Source organism: Devosia lacusdianchii (assembly GCF_022429625.1).
Lineage (GTDB): Bacteria > Pseudomonadota > Alphaproteobacteria > Rhizobiales > Devosiaceae > Devosia > Devosia lacusdianchii.
On sequence record NZ_CP092483.1, the window covers coordinates 2,868,208 to 2,886,263 of the forward strand.

Genomic DNA, 18,056 nt, shown 5'->3' on the forward strand with positions numbered 1-18,056 from the left:
TTGTGCGTCATAAGCATTGGGAGGAAAAAATGCTGATCGGCGTACCAAGAGAAATCAAAAACCATGAGTACCGGGTTGGCCTCACGCCCGAAAGCGTGGCGGAGCTGACCCATCTCGGACACCGGGTCCTGGTCGAAACCCAGGCTGGATCAGGCATCGGCGATAGCGACAATGACTACCGCGACGCCGGCGCCGAAATCGCCAACGACGCCCGCGTCGTGTTCGACGCCGCCGACATGATCGTCAAGGTCAAGGAGCCCCAGCCCGCCGAGCGGGCCATGCTCCGCAAGGACCAGATCCTCTTCACCTACCTCCACCTCGCGCCCGACCCGGAACAGACCCGCGATCTCGTCGCGTCGGGCGCAACCTGCATCGCCTATGAAACCGTGACCGACCCGACGGGCGCCCTGCCCTTGCTGAAGCCGATGAGCCAGGTCGCCGGCCGCATGGCGATCCAGGCAGGCGCTACGGCACTGGAAAAAGCTCATGGCGGTCGCGGCGTGTTGCTGGGCGGCGTGCCCGGGGTACAACCAGGCAAGGTCGTCATTCTCGGCGGTGGCGTCGTCGGCTTCCACGCGGCCGAAAACGCCGTCGGGCTACAGGCCGACGTGACCATTCTCGACAAGAGCCCCCTCGCCCTCGAACGGCTCGCCAGCCACTTCGGCGCCAAAGCTCGCGTGCTCTATTCCAACAAGGCGTCCATCGCCGAGCATGTCGCCAATGCCGATCTGGTCATCGGCGCCGTACTGGTGCCCGGCGCCGCCGCACCCAAGCTGGTCACCCGAGCCATGCTCTCCACCATGAAAGCGGGTGCCGTGCTGGTCGACGTCGCCATCGATCAGGGGGGCTGCTTTGAAACCTCGCACGCCACCACCCACGCCGAACCCACCTACGTTGTCGACGGCATCGTCCACTATTGCGTGGCCAACATGCCCGGCGGTGTGGCGCGCACCTCCACTTACGCGCTCAACAACGCCACTCTGCCGCATGTGGCACGACTGGCAAATTTGGGTTGGAAGGACGCACTACGCGCCGATCCACACCTGCGCGCCGGCCTCAACATCTGGCATGGCAAAGTAACCTGCGCCCCGGTGGCGCAGGTTCTGGGCTACGAATTCGTTTCACCAGAAACGGCTCTGGCTATCTAAATGAGGCAAGCCCGGCGCGTAACCGCGCCGGGCCGCACGCGTCTAGTAAACGTAGATAGTCAGTTGTGCGCCCGAGCGCTTCACGGCGAAAACGCGATCAGTGCCGTAATTGCTCCGACCCAGCGACGTGCTGATCAGCGCATCAGACGCCACCGCGTTCTGCAGCACGGGCCCAAGCCCGGAGCCGGCGAGTTGACTGCTCAGCCAGACGCGAACCTCGGGACACACCTGCACCCTTTGGATCGCCACGTTCGATGCCCGCATCCACGAAGCGTCGACCTGCGTTGACCGGATCAGGCGAGCAATCTGGTTAGGCGAGGCTCCGTCGCACGCCGCGCCACCACCACTATTGGCCACACCGCTCCCGGAAAAGCCGGGATTGCTGGGCAATCCTGGATTCCCCGGCGCACCTGGATTGCCGGGTGAACCTGGATTGCCAGGTGCCCCGGGGCCGCCAGGTCCACCGGAATTTCCAGACCCGCCGACCGCGATCCCGATACCGAGGAGATTATCCCCGCCTACATTGGCGGTTACGCCCACGGTATCGTTGAGCAGATCAACATTGGCGTCGAGCAGACCGTTTCCGCTGCCGCTGGAGATATTGGCAGTCGCCAATCCTTCACTGCCGCCAACATTGAGATCGACCAAATTGCCGTCGCCTCCGCCGAGACCGACATTCACTAGGCCGCCGGACGACGCCTCACCAGATCCAAGAGTGACGAGCCCACCACCACCATCACCGCCGAGCAAGTTACCCAGCAGATCTTGAGCGTGAGAGGGCATAACTGCACCAGCAAGTAGGACGCTGGCGAAAACAACTGAAACAGCGTTACGCATAGACATCTCCTTCCAAGCAACCACTATGGTCACGAAGAAGGTACGAGCGATGTATTCCGCCTGTTTCAACTCCTCACCAGGCACGCGAATACATGGGAAACAGCGACATAAAGCGAGCGTAGAAATTTTCTTAGCTTGATATTACAAGTAAATGCTGATGTGTGGAAAAGTCGCAGCAATTTGTACGACCGTGAAAAAGGGCGCGAAACAGAGTTTCGCGCCCCCACCGGAGACACCACAAAGGAGCGTCAGCCTCTGCAGCAGTCCACCGATCGCTTGGCATCCAGGGAGGAAGCGGATGCCAAATCTGGTTCCGATTTGCAGCTCGCCGCAGCACGGTTCCCCCACTCAACGACACGAGCGGACAAGAGTTCCCACCACTTCTATCTGTGATCGGAAACAGGCCATGTGGCACCCCTCGAAAACGGCCACAATCGCCTTGCAGCCTGTTGCTCGACCGGGAGAAAAATCATGACCTCAAAGAGTTACCTGACTCCAATCGCCCTGCTGGGCACCCTCGCCCTCTTCGCCACACCAGCCATTGCCGATGGCGCCGTAGCCAATGACCTCGTGGGTACCAGTTGGCGACTAGTGGAGCTGAACGGGTCGCCAACCGATGACGCGATCAGTTCGACCCTTGTCATCTCGGCCGATAATGTGGGCGGCAATGGCGGATGCAATAGCTTTGGCGGCGACCTCAAGCTCACCCCCACAAGCATCGATATCCATCAAATCGTGTCCACCATGATGGCTTGCGATGGCCTGTCCCAGGAACAGGCCTACTTTGCCGCACTGGAAGCGGCCGACGGCTACAGCATCGTCGATGGCGATTTGGTCTTGAGCGGCCCCGGAGCATCCAGCCTCGCGCGCTTGTCGCCCGCCGAGTAAAAGCCCCGCGCCATTTCAGGCACGGGGCCGAGGTAGTGGTGCAAACAACCTCTGCCGAAGAATACTTCGGTGACCCGACCATAGTGCAAATTGCCTGTCGGGTCATCACTCAGCCGCAGAACGCACAAATATTAAGCACACCGCGAGAGTGCTGCTCAGATAATCAGCAATCGCCGACACCCCGCGAGAGGGCCCCGCTCGGCTGCCGCGTGCACACCATCAGCAATTGAAGCTGAATCAATGCTTTGAGCCTTCACGCCAAGCGCTGGCATGGCCTTTGCAACTACCTCGACGGTGCAAACACACATCTGTCGGAGGTAAACATGACAGTAGGAAACCGCGCGATTGCGGGGCTGGGGCTGGGCGTGGCTATGACTATGGGCGCAATTGCCATTCCGGCATTCGCCCAGGATGAGACAATCAAGGTTGGCGTCCTGCATTCGCTGTCGGGCACGATGGCCATTTCTGAGACGACGCTCAAGGACACCATGCTGTTCCTGATCGACGAGCAGAACAAGAAGGGCGGCCTGCTGGGCAAGCAACTCGAAGCCGTCGTCGTCGATCCCGCCTCCGACTGGCCGCTGTTTGCCGAAAAGGCCCGCGAGCTGATCGAAGTCAACGGCGTTGCCGCGGTGTTCGGCTGCTGGACCTCCTCCTCGCGCAAGTCGGTCCTGCCGGTCTTCGAGGAACTGAACTCGATCCTGTTCTACCCCGTCCAATACGAGGGTGAAGAAAGTCAGCGCAACGTGTTCTACACCGGCGCGGCTCCCAACCAGCAGGCCATCCCGGCCGTCGACTACCTGATGGAAAACGAAGGCGTCGAGCGCTGGGTGCTCGCCGGCACCGACTATGTCTATCCGCAGACCACCAACAAGATCCTTGAGCAATACCTCATGGACAAGGGCGTCGCCGCCGAAGACATCATGATCAACTACACACCCTTCGGTCATTCCGATTGGCAGACCATTGTCTCCGACATCAAGACCTTCGGTTCGACCGGCAAGAAGACCGCCGTCGTCTCGACCATCAATGGCGACGCCAACGTGCCGTTCTACAAGGAACTCGCCAACCAGGGCATCAAGGCCGAGGACATCCCGGTCGTGGCCTTCTCGGTCGGTGAAGAAGAACTCGCCGGTTTCGACACCACCCCGCTGGTTGGCCACCTCGCCGCCTGGAACTACTTCCAGTCGGTCGATGTCCCGGAAAACGAGGCTTTCATCTCGGCCTGGCAGACCTTCATGAATGACCCGGAAAAGGTCACCAATGACCCGATGGAAGCCACCGTCATCGGCTTCAATCTCTGGGTCCAGGCCGTTGAAAAGGCCGGCACCACCGACACCGACGCCGTGCTCGACGCCATCATCGGCCTCGAAACCCCCAACCTGACCGGCGGCATCGCCAAGATGCTCCCGAACCACCACCTGACCAAGCCGGTGCTGATCGGTGAAATCCAGGCCGACGGCCAGTTCGAAGTCGTCTCCGAATCCGACCTCGTCCCCGGCGACGCGTGGTCCGACTTCCTGCCCGAATCCAAGATGATCGAAGCCGATTGGACGGCCCCGATCTCGTGCGGCAACTACAATACCGAAACCAAGACCTGCGGCGGCGCCAGCTAAGCCCGCCTGCTGCATCCGACGAGGGCGGCCTTGCCGCCCTCGTCTTCCGACTGATCGACGCATGAGGCCAACGATGAACGCAATCAGCCTTCTCCGCACTATCGCGCTCTTCCTTGCTCTCACTCTCGGCCTCGCCAACCCCGCCCAGGCGCAGGTCGCCGACGCTGAGCTCACGCCCCTGGTCGACGCTCTCGCTCCGGGTAACTTCAAGGATCGCGAAGCCGCCATCGGCGTTCTCGTCGCCACCGGCGATCCGCGCGTCGTGCCCGTGCTCGAAGTCCTGCTCGAGGGCGAACTCTATTTCGACGAGGCCAGCGGCAAGGTCGTCTTCACGTCGGAGGCCGGCGGCGAAGGCACCATTTCCGACCCGGTCACCGGCGCCGAACTGCCCGATCTCACCGAGGACGGGCTCGACAAGGTGAAGGTCAATAACGGCCTGCGCCGTGTGCTGCGCACTGCAATCGGCCAGATGACCCTGCTGAGCGAAGACCCCGACGTCCGCCTCTTTGCCGCCCAGTCCATCCTGCGCGACGCCGATCCGGCCCAGCTTGAACTGCTCGACAGCGCCATCGCCGCCGAGACCGATGCCGGCATCAGGCGCGTCATGGAGCAGGCCCGCGCCGCCATTATCCTAAAGACCCCGGACGCCTCGGTCGAGGACTGGGAGGCCGCCATTCCCGTGGTCCAGGCCATCGGCGGCCGCGATGCGCTCAATACGCTGACCACCGCGCTCAACACCGCACCCGAAGCGGTCAAGCCCGCCATCCAGACCGCCATAGACGGCCTGGCCCGCGACCGCGCCGTCTGGGATGTGGCGCAGAATGTCTGGTTCGGGATTTCCCTTGGTTCAGTTCTGTTGCTGGCCGCCATCGGCCTCGCCATCACCTTCGGCGTCATGGGCGTCATCAACATGGCCCATGGCGAAATGGTGATGCTGGGCGCCTACACCACCTTCGTGGTGCAGGAAGTCATCCGCCAGAACTACCCCGGCCTGTTCGACTGGTCCCTCGCCATTGCTCTGCCGCTGGCCTTCCTTGTCACCGGCCTCATCGGCATCGCGATCGAACGCGGAGTCATCCGCTTCCTCTACGGTCGCCCCCTCGAAACCCTCCTCGCCACCTGGGGTCTGTCGCTCATCATCCAGCAGGCCGTGCAGCGCATCTTCACCGCCAACATTCGCGAAGTCGGCAACCCAAGCTGGATGTCCGGTTCCTTCGAACTCGGCGGCCTCGCCATCACGTGGAACCGCTTCTATATCGTCATCTTCGCGGGCCTTGTCTTCCTGACCCTGCTGATGGTGCTCAAATACACCGCCATTGGCCTCCACATGCGCGCTGTCACCCAAAACCGCCGCATGGCCTCATCAATGGGCATCCGAACCCCGCTCGTCGACGCCATGACCTTCGGCCTCGGCTCCGGCATTGCCGGCCTCGCCGGCGTGGCCCTCAGCCAGATCGGCAACGTTTCGCCCAACCTTGGGCAGGGCTACATCATAGACAGCTTCATGGTCGTGGTCTTCGGCGGCGTGGGCAATCTCTGGGGCACCCTGGTCGGCGCCCTCACGCTTGGCATCGCCAACAAGTTCATCGAGCCCTATGCCGGCGCCGTGCTGGGCAAGATCATCATCCTCGTCCTCATCATCCTCTTCATCCAGCGCCGCCCGCGCGGCCTCTTCGCGCTCAAGGGACGCTCGATCGAAGCATGATTACCCAGGCCCTCTTCCGTGCCCTCGATCGCAAGGCCATCTGGATCGTCGCGATCCTGCTGCTTGTCGCCATCGCCGTACCCGCCTCCAACCTGCTGCTGCCATCAGGCCACCCGCTGCGCCTGCCCAATTACGCCGTCCCGCTTTTCGGCAAATACCTGACCTATGCCATGCTCGCCTTGGCACTCGACCTGGTCTGGGGTTATTGCGGCATTCTCTCTCTCGGCCACGGCGCCTTCTTCGCAATCGGCGGCTATGCCATGGGCATGTATCTGATGCGCCAGATCGGCACCCGCGGCGTCTACGCCAACCCTACCCTGCCCGATTTCATGGTCTTTCTGAACTGGAAGGAACTGCCCTGGTACTGGCTCGGCATGGACAATTTCTGGGTCGCCATGATCATGGTGGTTCTCGTTCCGGGCCTGCTGGCCTTCGTTTTCGGCTTCCTCGCCTTCCGCAGCCGCGTCACCGGCGTCTATCTCTCCATCATCACCCAGGCCATGACCTACGCCCTGCTGCTGGCCTTCTTCCGCAATGACATGGGCTTTGGCGGCAATAACGGCCTGACCGATTTTAAGGATATCCTGGGTCAATCCATCTCGGCGCCGACCACCCGCGCCAGCCTCTTCGCCGCCTCGGCCATCGCCCTTGCCCTGGCCGTCCTCGCCTGCTCGATGATCGTCAATTCCAAGCTCGGCAAGGTCCTGATTGCCGTCCGCGACGCCGAAAGCCGCACCCGCTTCCTCGGTTATCGCGTCGAATATGTGAAGCTCTTCGCCTTCGTCGTCTCCGCCATCATCGCCGGGATAGCCGGGGCGCTCTACGTCCCCCAGGTCGGCATCATCAACCCCAGCGAATTCGATCCGGCAAACTCCATCGAAGTCGTCATCTGGACCGCCGTCGGCGGCCGCGGCACCATTATCGGGCCGATCATCGGCGGCATCCTGGTCAATGTCGGCAAATCGTACTTCACCGGCGCCTTCCCCGAATACTGGCTCTTCGCGCTCGGCGCGCTGTTCGTCGTGACCACTCTGTTCCTGCCCAAAGGCATCGTCGGCCTCATCGGCCAATATCGCGCTGCGACCACCAAACGCGAACAGCACGCCCCCACGCCTAAACAGGTCGAAGCCGGCGTCGATCCCCAACCCAATCCGGCGGAGTAGACCATGTCCGAGGCATCCGAAAAGCTCGGGACCATGCTTTACCTCGACGGCGTCTCAGTCGCCTTCGACGGTTTCAAGGCGATCAACAACCTGTCGATCATCGTCCACCCCGCCGAAATGCTGGCCATTATCGGCCCCAACGGCGCCGGCAAGACCACAATGATGGACATCATCACCGGCAAGACCCGTCCCGACGACGGCCAGGTCCTGTTCGACGGCCGCACCGATCTGACCAAACTCGACGAAGCCGCCATCGCCAATCTGGGCATCGGCCGCAAGTTCCAGAAGCCGACGGTGTTCGAGTCCCACACCGTCTGGGACAATATCGAGATGGCGCTCAAGAAGCCGCGCGGCGTCTTCGCCACCCTGTTCTACACCGCCGACGATGCCGACATCGCCCGCATTACTGAAATCCTCGAAACCGTGCGCCTCATCGCCCGCAAAGACGACTATGCCGCCAATCTCAGCCACGGCCAGAAGCAGTGGCTCGAAATTGGCATGCTGCTGGCCCAGGACCCCAAGCTGCTGCTGGTCGACGAACCCGTCGCCGGCATGACCGACGCCGAAACCGTCGAAACCGCCAAGCTGCTCAAGGACATCGCCAAGACCCGCTCGGTCGTTGTCGTCGAACACGACATGAGCTTCGTCCGCGAACTCGGCTCCCGCGTCACCTGCCTCGCCGAAGGCGCGGTCCTCGCCGAAGGCAGCCTCGACCAGGTCAGCGCCAATCCGGTGGTGATCGAGAGGTATCTGGGACGATGAGGGCAGAACTCGCAGTCGACGCCCTCCCCCTTGTGGGGAGGGATCAAGGGTGGGGGTGGGCCACACGCACCAGGCCCACCATCACTCCCACCCCGGCCCTCCCCACAAGGGGGAGGGAGAAGGAAGAGCAATGAGTACCGCCCTCTCCATAAACGCCATCGACCTGCATTATGGTGCTGCCCAGGCGCTCAAATCAGTGTCCATTGCGTGCAAACCCGGGCGCATCACCGCCGTGCTCGGCCGCAATGGCGTGGGCAAGTCCTCCACCCTGCGCGCCATCACGGGCGTCAACAACATCTCGGCCGGGGAAATCACCTTCGGCGACGAGGTCCTGCGCAAGGCCCCGCCCTATAAACGCGCCCGCATGGGCATCGGCTATGTGCCCCAGGGACGCGAGATCTTCCCGCTGCTCACGGTGAAGGAAAATCTGGAAACCGGCTATGCCGGCCTGCCCCGCGCCGACAAGACCATTCCGCCCTACATCTTCGAACTATTCCCCGTGCTGAAGTCCATGCTGGGCCGGCGCGGTGGAGACCTCTCGGGCGGCCAGCAGCAACAGCTCGCCATCGGGCGCGCGCTGGTCACCCGACCCAAGGTCCTAGTGCTCGACGAGCCCACCGAGGGCATTCAACCCTCCATCATCAAGGATATCGGCCGCGCGCTGCAATTCCTGCGTGACGAGAAGGGAATGGCCATCCTTCTGGTCGAACAGTTCCTCGACTTCTGCCGGGAGGTCGCCGACGACATCTATGTGATGGATCGCGGCGAGATCCGGCATGCAGGACCGGCCAGCGATCTGGACTTGCCCGAGGTGCGGCGTCACCTCATGGTCTAGACGCAGAAACGCCCGGCCGGAGCCGGGCGTCGGAGGGATTAGGTCGGAATGAACCGCTTACATTGCGCCGCCCAGACCAGCCTCAGTGCACTGCTCGAGGGTGATCGTGTCGAGGTCGATCGTCGAGGTAGCGGCTTCCACCTCGTTCACGGCCGGGGCATTGTCGACGGTAGCATCGGCAGCGCCGGCGCTGTCATCGGCGGTGGTATCGCTATCGGTCAGCGAGCCGCTCGCTTCGGCGGTCACAAGCTGCTCACAGCGCTCGGTAACAGCCGGCAAGTCTTCAGCGGAAACTTCGACGCCACCCAGCATAGTCTGCGCAAATGCAGTACCAGAAAGAAGCATGGCAGCAGAAAGGGCGACAGCAGAAACAACAGATTTAACGTGCATTTTCTTTGGCCTTCTGAAAAATCTCTATGAAAGAGCGTTTGCTCATCTTGAAAACGTGCCACCTTGAAAAACGTTGCCATAAAAATTCTGTCTGACAGCATCAACACTGCGACGGTACGGCTTCAGCGCGCCCATGGCGTCGGCGGCATAACCACCAAGCAGCGCGATGGCCATACTCACCTAGCCACCCTCTACCAGGAGGGCTGCGCGAAGATACGCTTGCCGCATACCCACACCCACGCACTCGAAGCCGTGCTGATCAATACCGCTGGCGGCTTGACCGGTGGCGATAACATGACCTGGTCTGCGGATATTGCCGCCGGTGGCCAGGTGGTTCTGACCACACAAGCCTGCGAGCGCATATATCGTTCCATCGGTGGCGCCGCGCGCGTCGAAACGAAGCTGTCGGTTGGCATTGGCGCTCACCTCGACTGGCTGCCGCAAGAGACGATCCTGTTTGAATCGAGCCAGCTCGATCGGCGCATCGACATCGACCTAGCCGACGACGCCAGCCTCACCGCTGTTGAGGCCATCCTGCTGGGTCGCGACGCCATGGGCGAAATAGCTCTGAATGCCCGCCTGCGCGACAACTGGCGTATTCGCCGCAACGGTCGGCTCATCCATGCCGAGGCGACCCGGCTCGATGGCACCATCGCCGAGCGCGAGGCGCTGTCGCTCCTTGCCGGACGCCGCGCCTTCGCCACCGTCCTCCATGTCGCCGCCTCCGCCGATCACTGCGCCGCCCAGATGGCGCGGCTTCGCGCCATCCTGCCGCAGGATGGCCGGATTGCCGCCAGCGCCAATGGTGAACGGCTCGTCGTCCGCGTCCTGGCCCAGACTGGGCTTGCGCTCCGCCGGCTGATCGTTCCAGTTCTTGCCGAACTCTCCGGCGCCGGCACGCTGCCACGCCTCTGGCATTTCTAGGACAGACCCATGAACCTCACGCCCCGAGAAAAAGACAAACTCCTGATAGCAATGGCGGCCATCGTCGCCCGCAAGCGGCTCGAGCGCGGCGTCAAGCTCAACCATCCCGAAGCCATCGCGCTCATCACCGATTTCGTCGTCGAGGGCGCCCGCGACGGGCGTCCGGTGGCCGAGCTGATGGAGGCCGGCGCCCATGTCGTCACCCGCGCCCAGGTGATGGAGGGCATCGCCGAGATGATCCACGACGTTCAGGTCGAAGCCACCTTCCCCGACGGCACCAAGCTCGTCACTGTTCACCAGCCCATCCGGTAGGAGCCCAGCATGATCCCAGGTCAGGTCATCCCCAAGGCCGGCGACATCGAACTCAACGTCGGCGCCACGCAGATCGTCATCGAAGTGGCCAATACCGGCGACCGTCCGATCCAGGTCGGCTCGCATTATCATTTCTTCGAGACCAATGCCGGCCTGCGCTTCGACCGCGACCGGGCGCGTGGCATGCGCCTCGATATCGCCGCCGGCACTGCGGTACGCTTCGAGCCCGGACAGACGCGCGAAGTCCGTCTCATCCCGTTGGGCGGCGACCGAACCGTCTATGGCTTTCGCCAACAGATCATGGGAGCGCTGTGATCTCCCGCACTCAGCATCGAGAATCTGGTTCGCCACCATGGCGTGGCGGCCGCTTAAGTGCTTTAAGGGCGCCCATCTTCTCGGATCGGGACCGCCGCCATGACCAAGGAACAAGACTTCAAGATCCGCTTCGCCACCGTGCTGAAGGATTTTCAGCAGAATGGCACCAAGGATCCCGAGATCATGTGGCTGGTCGGCACCCTGGCCTCCGACCTTGCCGACGACCTCAAGAGCGCGAGCTGGTCGGCGGCCAAGTCGGTCACCGACAAGGCGACCTACGACAACCTGCTGAAAGTGTTCGAGACGCGCGGCACCGAGCATCATCGCGAGGGGCGCGAGAAGCACGCTTACGCCATCCAGCTCCTGGCGATCTCGCTCATCGCGGGCACGCAACGCCGCGACCCGGAAATGGCTGCCGGCGAGCAATTGCTCGATCACGTCATCGACACAGCAGTGGCCGTACATCGCCAGGCCAAGCAGGCCAGGGCCAACTAGACCGCCACACGACTTCAGTCGCAGCTATCGATCGCCGCTCGCCTCCTTGCGGGCCAGCGGCCGCAAGCTTGTGCGCCCTCGCATCCCTCACCACGCCAGACGGAGCCATCTGATGCCCGCTCGCATCTCCCGCGCCACCTATGCCGACATGTATGGCCCCACCACCGGCGACCGCGTCCGGCTGGCCGATACCGAGCTCTTCATCGAGGTCGAGAAGGACTTCACCACCTACGGTGAAGAGGTCAAGTTCGGCGGCGGCAAGGTTATCCGCGACGGCATGGGCCAGAGCCAGAAGACGCGGGCCGAAGGCGCGGTAGATACCGTCATCACCAATGCCCTGATCGTCGACCACACCGGCATCTACAAAGCCGATATCGGCCTCAAGGACGGCATCATCGCCGCCATCGGCAAGGCGGGTAATCCCGATACCCAGTCCGGCGTCACCATCGTCATCGGCCCCTCCAGCGAAGTCATCGCCGGCGAAGGTCGCATCCTCACCGCTGGCGCCTTCGACGCCCATATCCATTTCATCGCCCCTCAGCAGATCGAGGAAGCGCTGATGAGTGGCGTCACCACCATGCTCGGCGGCGGCAGCGGCCCGGCCCATGGCACGCTCGCCACCACCTGCACCGGCGCCTGGCACATCCAGCGCATGATCGAGAGCTTTGACGGTTTCCCGATGAACCTGGCCCTCGCCGGCAAGGGCAATGCCTCGCTCCCGGCCCCGCTCGCCGAAATGATCCTCGCCGGCGCCTCCTGCCTCAAGCTGCACGAGGATTGGGGCACGACCCCCGCCGCCATCGACAATTGCCTGTCTGTCGCCGACGATTACGACGTGCAGGTGATGATCCATACCGACACCCTCAACGAATCCGGCTTCGTCGAAGACACCATCGCCGCCTTCAAGGGACGCACCATCCACGCCTTCCACACCGAAGGCGCCGGCGGTGGTCACGCGCCCGACATCCTGCGCGTCGCCGGCCTGCCCAACGTCATCCCCTCCTCGACCAACCCGACCCGGCCCTACACCGTCAACACCATCGCCGAGCATCTCGATATGCTGATGGTCTGCCACCACCTCTCGCCATCGATTCCCGAGGACGTCGCCTTCGCCGAAAGCCGCATCCGCAAGGAAACCATCGCCGCCGAGGACATCCTGCACGATATGGGTGCACTCTCGATCATCTCGTCGGACAGCCAGGCCATGGGTCGCGTTGGCGAAGTGCTCATCCGCTGCTGGCAAACGGCAGACAAAATGAAGAAACAGCGCGGCAGGCTGGCAGAAGAAACTGGCGAAAACGACAACTTCCGCGTCAAGCGCTACATTGCCAAATACACCATCAACCCCGCCATCGCCCATGGCATGAGCCGGCATATCGGCTCCGTCGAAGTCGGCAAACGTGCCGACCTGGTTCTCTGGAACCCCGCCTTTTTCGGGGTGAAGCCTGAGATGATCCTGCTCGGCGGCTCGATCGCGGCCGCTCCAATGGGCGATCCCAACGCCTCCATCCCCACGCCGCAGCCAATGCACTACCGGCCCATGTTCGCGTCCTTCGGCAAGTTGCGCACCCGATCATCCGTCACCTTCGTCTCGCAGGCCGCCTACGACGACGGTTTGCGCAACAAGCTGGGCGTCGACAAGCAGATGCTGCCGGTCTCCAATACCCGCGGCGGCATCGGCAAGGCGGCGATGATCCACAATTCAGCAACGCCCGACATTCAGGTCGATCCGGAAACCTATGAAGTGCGGGCCGATGGCGAACTCCTCACCTGCGAACCATCAACGGTTTTGCCGATGGCGCAACGCTACTTCCTTTTCTAGTCGCCACATGCCGCGTGCGATGGCATATGACGGCGACGAGGGAGTTTCATGCCAAAGCCATCTGCCACCATCGATCCCATGCGAACCCTGCAGGCCGACAAAGCCGTGCTGGAAGCCCGCCGCCTGCGCGAAGCCGGCAAGATCGACCAGGCTGCAGCTCTCGCCGCCCAGATCGTCCAGGCCGAGCCAACCCATGTCGGCGCGCTTCGGCTTATGGGCCAGCTGGCGATGCAGACCGGTGCGACCGATATCGGCATCGTCTGCTTTTCGCGCGCGCTGGCCGTGACGCCCCGGTCGCTCGATACTCTGCTGGAGCTTGGTAACGCGCTGCTGGCCGGCCAACGCCCCGCCGAAGCCCTGACCGCCTTTAAGAAAGGCCTGACCTTGCGTCCCAACGATGGCGCCCTGTTCCGCGGCCTTGGTCAAGCACAGTTGGACATGGGCAATCGCGCCGACGCCCTCAAGAGCTTTCGCAAGACCCTCTCCGTCCTGCCCTACGACCAATACGCCGCACACATGATCGCCGCGCTCACCGGCGAAGCGAGCAAGACCTCGGGCGGCTACGTGCCCGACCTCTTCGATACCTATGCCAACATTTTCGATGAACACCTGACCGGCACGCTGGAATACCGCGTACCCGAGCTGATCCGCGAAACGCTTCTGGCGCGCCAGGCCACCCCGCACACCATGCTCGACATCGGCTGCGGTACCGGCCTGACAGGCGCCGCGCTGCATGAGATCGTCGCCGAGAAAGACGGCATCGACATCTCGCCGAAAATGGTCCGCAAGGCGCTTGAACGCGACATTTATCGTTACCTGCGTACCGGCGACGCCGTGGAGGCTATGGCCTCTGACGCAAATCTGTCCGGCCCCTATGATCTGGTGACGGCGGCCGACGTCTTCATCTACATGGGTCCGCTTGAAGCCGTTTTCGCAGCGGTCGCCCGCGCCCTCGCCCCGGCCGGGCTGTTCGCTTTCTCGGTCGAGACCGTGCCCGGCGAGCAGGTCACCGTCCGCTCAAGCGGCCGCTTTGCCCATCCGACTCCTTACCTTGCCGACCTTGCCGCTGAGCAGAGCTTCACCATCCTGGAGCAGCGCGATATTCAGGTCCGCCGCGAACGCAACCTGCCCATTTCAGGCGCGCTCTATTTGCTTGCCCGCACCTGAACGATCTTGTTGGCAGACCGCAGAAGCGCCAATACTGCTCCCGGCAACACAGCCAGGGCACAGGGGGCTTCGTGATGGTCTACATCTTCGCAATTCTCATCGGCGTCATTGCGGGCCTGCGTGCCGCGACGCCGCTCGCCGCTATCAGCTGGGCGGGCTATCTCGGCTGGATCGACTTCAGCGGAACGCAGGTCAGCTTCATCGGCCACATCATCACCGTGCTGATCCTGACCGCGCTAGCCATAGCCGAACTGGTTGCCGATCAACTACCCTCGACACCCAGCCGCAAGGTGCCGGTGCAGTTTGGCACCCGCATCGTGATGGGCGCTATCGCCGGCGCTTTGCTGCCGGGCAACTGGATTATCGGCCTTGTGCTGGGCGCCGTCGGCGCCGTTATCGGTACCTATGTTGGTGCCGATATTCGCAGCCGTCTGGCCAAGGCCTTTGGCCGCGACCTGCCCGCCGCGCTTATCGAAGACGTAGTGGCGGTCGCCGGTGCCCTGTTGATCGTTTACTTGGTCTGATCGGGATGGTGGCCGTCACGGGGTTGCGCTAGCTTTCGGCAAACAGGAGCCCTGCGTGATCTACGTCACTGCCACCTTCCGCATCCGTCCCAGCACGATCGAGCCTTTCGTGGAGGCAGCCTATGTGCTGATCGACACCGCACGGCGACAGCCCGGCTGCGTCTATTACGACCTGCATGCCAGCGTCACCGATCCGGATCGGCTCGTCTGCATGGAGCGATGGAGCGACCGCGCCTCATTCGATGCTCACCTGGCATCATCGCAGGTGGCCGCCTTCAGCGCCGCCATCGAGCCATTCGTGGTGTCCTCCAATGTCGAGATCATCCATCCGGATCACATCGAGGTCATCTGACCCAATTTCGCCGCTTGTGCATGTAGCATCGCGGTCTCCAGCGCCCGGAGTTTACCCATGACGACGAAGTCGATCGCCGCCCTGACCGCCCTTGCCCTTCTCGCACCGCTTCCGGCAAGCGCCGTTGAGTCGACATTGCAATTGCAGCTCAGCACCGACCAGGATTTCGAGCGTCGTACCATTACCTATGACTGCGGGGCCGAGACGCCGATTCAAGTGATCTACCTCAATGCTGTTCCCAACTTCCTGGCGGTCGTTCCCATCGCCGACGAACCACAGCCGCTGGTTTTCGTTTCGGTCGTTTCGGCATCGGGCGTGCGCTACGTCTCCGGTCACTGGGTCTGGTGGACCAAAGGTCCGGAAGCCACTCTCTACGATGCGACGCTGGGCGACGATGCGGAGCCGCTGTTGACCTGCTCCGAGTTCAACGACACGCCCTGATGGCAACATGGGTCTTCAATCGACCCAGCCGAGCAGCTATGGTGTACGCAAGGTTGGGAAGCCTTTGACTGCCGGTCCGCTCGGAAAGACCACAGATGCTCCGCGCCATTACTCACCTGCCCGCCAACCATGGACGCGGCGCGCCTGCCGACTCCATCACCCTCGCCCATGATGAGCGCCGCCTGCGCCGCAAGCTGCTGACCTTCAGGGGTGGCACCGAGGTGATGGTCGACTTCCCCCAGACAGTGACGCTCGATCATCGCGGTGCGCTGGAACTGGACGACGGCCGCATCGTCGAAATCGTCGCGGCCGAGGAAGCGCTCTATGAAATTCGCGGGCGCGACACGGCTCATCTCGTGCGCCTAGCCTGGCACATCGGCAATCGTCATACTTCTGCGCAACTTGAACAGGGCCGCATCCTGATCAAGCGCGACCATGTGCTCAGGACCATGCTCGAGGGGTTGGGCGCCACGGTCACCAATGTGTCGGAGCCGTTCTTTGCCGAACACGGCGCCTATCACAGCCACGGCGAGCAAGGCCACGCATTGCTCGCCCGATGACCACCAGGAATGACCTGCAGAAGCTGCTGACCTGGCTGTCCCCGGCGTTCCCAGTGGGTGCCTTCGCCTGGTCGGCCGGGCTTGAGGCAGCCATCGTTGGTGGCACGGTGCATGACCGCGCCTCGACGCAGCAATGGGTCGAAGGCAACCTGACGCACGGCTCGCTGCGAACAGACGCCATCCTCTTCGCCCATGCCCACCGGGAGGCGGCCGATCCCCCTGCCCTCCAGGGGCTTGCCGACCTCTGCCTCGCGCTCACGCCCGCCCGTGAGCGGCACGACGAGACTACCGTCACCGGAGCGTCCTTTGCCAAGGCGGCAAAGGCCTGGCCCACGCCTGTTTTGGCCAGCCTCCCGGATCCTTGCCCCTACCCCATCGCGGTCGGCGCCGTTGCCGCCGGTCACGCCATCGATATTGAATCCGGCCTGCTCGCCTACCTCACCGCCGCCGTCCATTCCCAGGTGTCGGTCGCCGTGCGGCTCGTCCCTATCGGCCAATCCGACGGACTCGCCATCATGGCCGCGCTGGAGCCGGCCATAGCCTCGACCGCGGCGCTGTGCCAGCATGCCGCACTGGACGATATTGGCTCGGTGGCCTACGCGGCTGATATTGCACAGATGACCCACGAAACCCTGACGACGAGAGTTTTCCGCTCATGAGCATGCTCATTGCCGCCTTCATGTTCATCGCCCTGCTGGCCGTCAGCGTCGCGCATTTCCTGTGGTCGATCGGGCGCACCTGGCCCATTCGCGAGGAAAAGCTCCTCGCCCAGACCGTTGTCGGCTTTCGCGATATCGAACGCATGCCGCCCAAGCTCGCATCCTTTGCCGTCGCCGTGGCGACGCTTGCCGCCGGCGTCCTGGCTCTGGCGCTCGCCGACCATACCAGCGGTGGCCTGCCGCTGACGCTGCTCAGCCTGCCGCTGGCCGCCATCTTCCTCGCGCGCGGCGTCGTCGGCTACACAGCCTGGTGGGCCGAGAAGACGCCGCAGCCGAACTTCCGGCTCAATGATCGCAGGGTCTATTCCCCCATCTGCCTGTTTCTCGGCGCCGGCTTTCTCGCTCTCGTCATCCTGAGGCTGATATGAAATCCCCGAACGGCCCCCTGCGGATCGGCATAGGCGGCCCTGTGGGCTCCGGCAAGACGACGCTCTGCGAAATGCTCCTCAAGGCGATGCGTGATCGCTACTCCATGGCCGTCGTCACCAACGACATCTACACCCGCGAGGATGCGCTGATCCTGGCCAGGGTCCAGGCCATCTCGGAAGACCGCATCGTCGGCGTCGAAACCGGCGGCTGCCCGCATACCGCTATCCGCGAAGACGCCTCGCTCAATCTGGCGGCGATCGACGACCTCAACCGCAAGTTTCCCGATCTCGACATCATCCTGATCGAAAGCGGCGGCGACAACCTGGCGGCGACGTTCTCGCCTGATCTGGCCGACATCACGCTTTACGTCATCTCGGTCGCCCAAGGCGAAAAGATCCCGCGCAAGGGCGGCCCCGCCATCTCCAGGTCCGACCTGCTGGTGATCACCCATACCGACCTGGCGCCCTATGTCGGCGCCAGCCTCGAAGTCATGGAAAGCGACACCCAGGAGGTGCGCGACGGTCGCCCCTACGTCTTCACCGACCTGCTCCGCCGCGAAAGCCTCGACCAGATCATCGCCTTCATCGAAAAGTCCGGCGGATTAGTGGAAATTCAAGCGGCGGAGTGACCACGCGGCGAACACATTCCACCAGATGAATACGCCGGACCCTTTCGGATCCGGCGTATTGGCCCAGCTCGGGGGTAGCTGGGC

The 18,056-nt window shown here is 63.0% G+C and carries 23 protein-coding genes; 20 read left to right on the top strand and 3 right to left on the bottom strand.

Annotated elements, in window-relative coordinates; all coding sequences use genetic code 11:
* Positions 1-29: 29 nt before the first annotated feature.
* Complete coding sequence (gene ald / locus MF606_RS14175; RefSeq protein WP_240229997.1) at positions 30-1,148, top strand: alanine dehydrogenase; 1,119 nt, start codon at positions 30-32, stop codon at positions 1,146-1,148.
* A gap of 42 nt (positions 1,149-1,190) precedes the next feature.
* Here the strand turns inward: ald and MF606_RS14180 are convergent, their stop codons facing one another.
* Positions 1,191-2,054 (bottom strand): hypothetical protein, encoded by an 864-nt coding sequence (locus MF606_RS14180; RefSeq protein WP_240229998.1) that lies wholly within the window; start codon positions 2,052-2,054, stop codon positions 1,191-1,193.
* Between the two features lie 402 nt (positions 2,055-2,456).
* Between MF606_RS14180 and MF606_RS14185 the strand changes: the two genes are divergently transcribed.
* The 6 genes from MF606_RS14185 to urtE all read left to right on the top strand — a co-directional run bounded on the left by MF606_RS14185 (position 2,457) and on the right by urtE (position 8,954).
* A complete protein-coding gene (locus MF606_RS14185) occupies positions 2,457-2,873 on the top strand; it encodes an META domain-containing protein (protein WP_240229999.1) in 417 nt (138 codons plus the stop codon).
* Positions 2,874-3,244: 371 nt separating this feature from the next.
* On the top strand, positions 3,245-4,489 hold the full coding sequence (gene urtA / locus MF606_RS14190; RefSeq protein ID WP_240233854.1) for an urea ABC transporter substrate-binding protein: 1,245 nt from the start codon (positions 3,245-3,247) through the stop codon (positions 4,487-4,489).
* A gap of 73 nt (positions 4,490-4,562) precedes the next feature.
* Positions 4,563-6,194, top strand: coding sequence for an urea ABC transporter permease subunit UrtB (gene urtB / locus MF606_RS14195; RefSeq protein WP_240230000.1), 1,632 nt, complete (start codon positions 4,563-4,565; stop codon positions 6,192-6,194).
* Positions 6,191-7,357, top strand: coding sequence for an urea ABC transporter permease subunit UrtC (gene urtC / locus MF606_RS14200; protein ID WP_240230001.1), 1,167 nt, complete (start codon positions 6,191-6,193; stop codon positions 7,355-7,357). The genes urtB and urtC overlap by 4 nt, the downstream gene beginning before the upstream one ends.
* A 3-nt stretch (positions 7,358-7,360) precedes the next feature.
* Positions 7,361-8,119 carry an urea ABC transporter ATP-binding protein UrtD gene (gene urtD / locus MF606_RS14205; protein WP_240230002.1) on the top strand — a complete coding sequence of 253 codons (759 nt, stop codon included), beginning with the start codon at positions 7,361-7,363 and terminating at the stop codon, positions 8,117-8,119.
* Between the two features lie 130 nt (positions 8,120-8,249).
* Positions 8,250-8,954 carry an urea ABC transporter ATP-binding subunit UrtE gene (gene urtE / locus MF606_RS14210; RefSeq protein ID WP_240230003.1) on the top strand — a complete coding sequence of 235 codons (705 nt, stop codon included), beginning with the start codon at positions 8,250-8,252 and terminating at the stop codon, positions 8,952-8,954.
* 57 nt (positions 8,955-9,011) lie between these two features.
* Here urtE and MF606_RS14215 read toward each other — a convergent pair whose 3' ends face one another.
* Entirely contained in the window at positions 9,012-9,344 is a 333-nt protein-coding gene (locus MF606_RS14215) for a hypothetical protein (protein WP_240230004.1), read from the bottom strand.
* 42 nt (positions 9,345-9,386) lie between these two features.
* A complete protein-coding gene (locus MF606_RS21640) occupies positions 9,387-9,518 on the bottom strand; it encodes a hypothetical protein (protein WP_275693087.1) in 132 nt (43 codons plus the stop codon).
* 45 nt (positions 9,519-9,563) lie between these two features.
* Here MF606_RS21640 and MF606_RS14220 point away from each other — a divergent pair, with 45 nt between their 5' ends.
* The 13 genes from MF606_RS14220 (at position 9,564) to ureG (ending at position 17,972) form a co-directional block, all read left to right on the top strand.
* Positions 9,564-10,268: an urease accessory protein UreD gene (locus MF606_RS14220; RefSeq protein ID WP_240230005.1), complete on the top strand. Its 705-nt coding sequence runs from the start codon at positions 9,564-9,566 to the stop codon at positions 10,266-10,268.
* A gap of 9 nt (positions 10,269-10,277) precedes the next feature.
* Positions 10,278-10,580 carry an urease subunit gamma gene (locus tag MF606_RS14225; protein WP_240230006.1) on the top strand — a complete coding sequence of 101 codons (303 nt, stop codon included), beginning with the start codon at positions 10,278-10,280 and terminating at the stop codon, positions 10,578-10,580.
* Positions 10,581-10,589: 9 nt separating this feature from the next.
* Positions 10,590-10,895 (top strand): urease subunit beta, encoded by a 306-nt coding sequence (locus MF606_RS14230; RefSeq protein ID WP_240230007.1) that lies wholly within the window; start codon positions 10,590-10,592, stop codon positions 10,893-10,895.
* Positions 10,896-10,994: 99 nt separating this feature from the next.
* Positions 10,995-11,390 carry a hypothetical protein gene (locus MF606_RS14235; RefSeq protein WP_240230008.1) on the top strand — a complete coding sequence of 132 codons (396 nt, stop codon included), beginning with the start codon at positions 10,995-10,997 and terminating at the stop codon, positions 11,388-11,390.
* A gap of 112 nt (positions 11,391-11,502) precedes the next feature.
* Complete coding sequence (ureC, locus tag MF606_RS14240) at positions 11,503-13,212, top strand: urease subunit alpha (RefSeq protein ID WP_240230009.1); 1,710 nt, start codon at positions 11,503-11,505, stop codon at positions 13,210-13,212.
* Between the two features lie 48 nt (positions 13,213-13,260).
* A complete protein-coding gene (locus tag MF606_RS14245; RefSeq protein WP_240230010.1) occupies positions 13,261-14,379 on the top strand; it encodes a methyltransferase in 1,119 nt (372 codons plus the stop codon).
* 74 nt (positions 14,380-14,453) lie between these two features.
* A complete protein-coding gene (locus MF606_RS14250) occupies positions 14,454-14,903 on the top strand; it encodes a DUF4126 family protein (protein WP_240230011.1) in 450 nt (149 codons plus the stop codon).
* Between the two features lie 55 nt (positions 14,904-14,958).
* Positions 14,959-15,255, top strand: coding sequence for a putative quinol monooxygenase (locus MF606_RS14255; protein WP_240230012.1), 297 nt, complete (start codon positions 14,959-14,961; stop codon positions 15,253-15,255).
* Positions 15,256-15,312: 57 nt separating this feature from the next.
* The gene (locus tag MF606_RS14260) at positions 15,313-15,696 is read left to right on the top strand and encodes an MliC family protein (protein WP_240230013.1); all 384 of its coding nucleotides are present in this window, start codon (positions 15,313-15,315) and stop codon (positions 15,694-15,696) included.
* A 95-nt stretch (positions 15,697-15,791) separates the two neighbouring features.
* Positions 15,792-16,256, top strand: a complete 465-nt coding sequence (locus MF606_RS14265; protein ID WP_240230014.1) for an urease accessory protein UreE — start codon at positions 15,792-15,794, stop codon at positions 16,254-16,256.
* A complete protein-coding gene (locus MF606_RS14270; protein ID WP_240230015.1) occupies positions 16,253-16,915 on the top strand; it encodes an urease accessory protein UreF in 663 nt (220 codons plus the stop codon). Before MF606_RS14265 ends, MF606_RS14270 begins: the two co-directional genes overlap by 4 nt.
* Positions 16,912-17,343, top strand: a complete 432-nt coding sequence (locus MF606_RS14275) for a DUF3995 domain-containing protein (RefSeq protein ID WP_240230016.1) — start codon at positions 16,912-16,914, stop codon at positions 17,341-17,343. The genes MF606_RS14270 and MF606_RS14275 overlap by 4 nt, the downstream gene beginning before the upstream one ends.
* A complete protein-coding gene (gene ureG / locus MF606_RS14280; RefSeq protein WP_240230017.1) occupies positions 17,340-17,972 on the top strand; it encodes an urease accessory protein UreG in 633 nt (210 codons plus the stop codon). The genes MF606_RS14275 and ureG overlap by 4 nt, the downstream gene beginning before the upstream one ends.
* Positions 17,973-18,056: the final 84 nt, after the last annotated feature.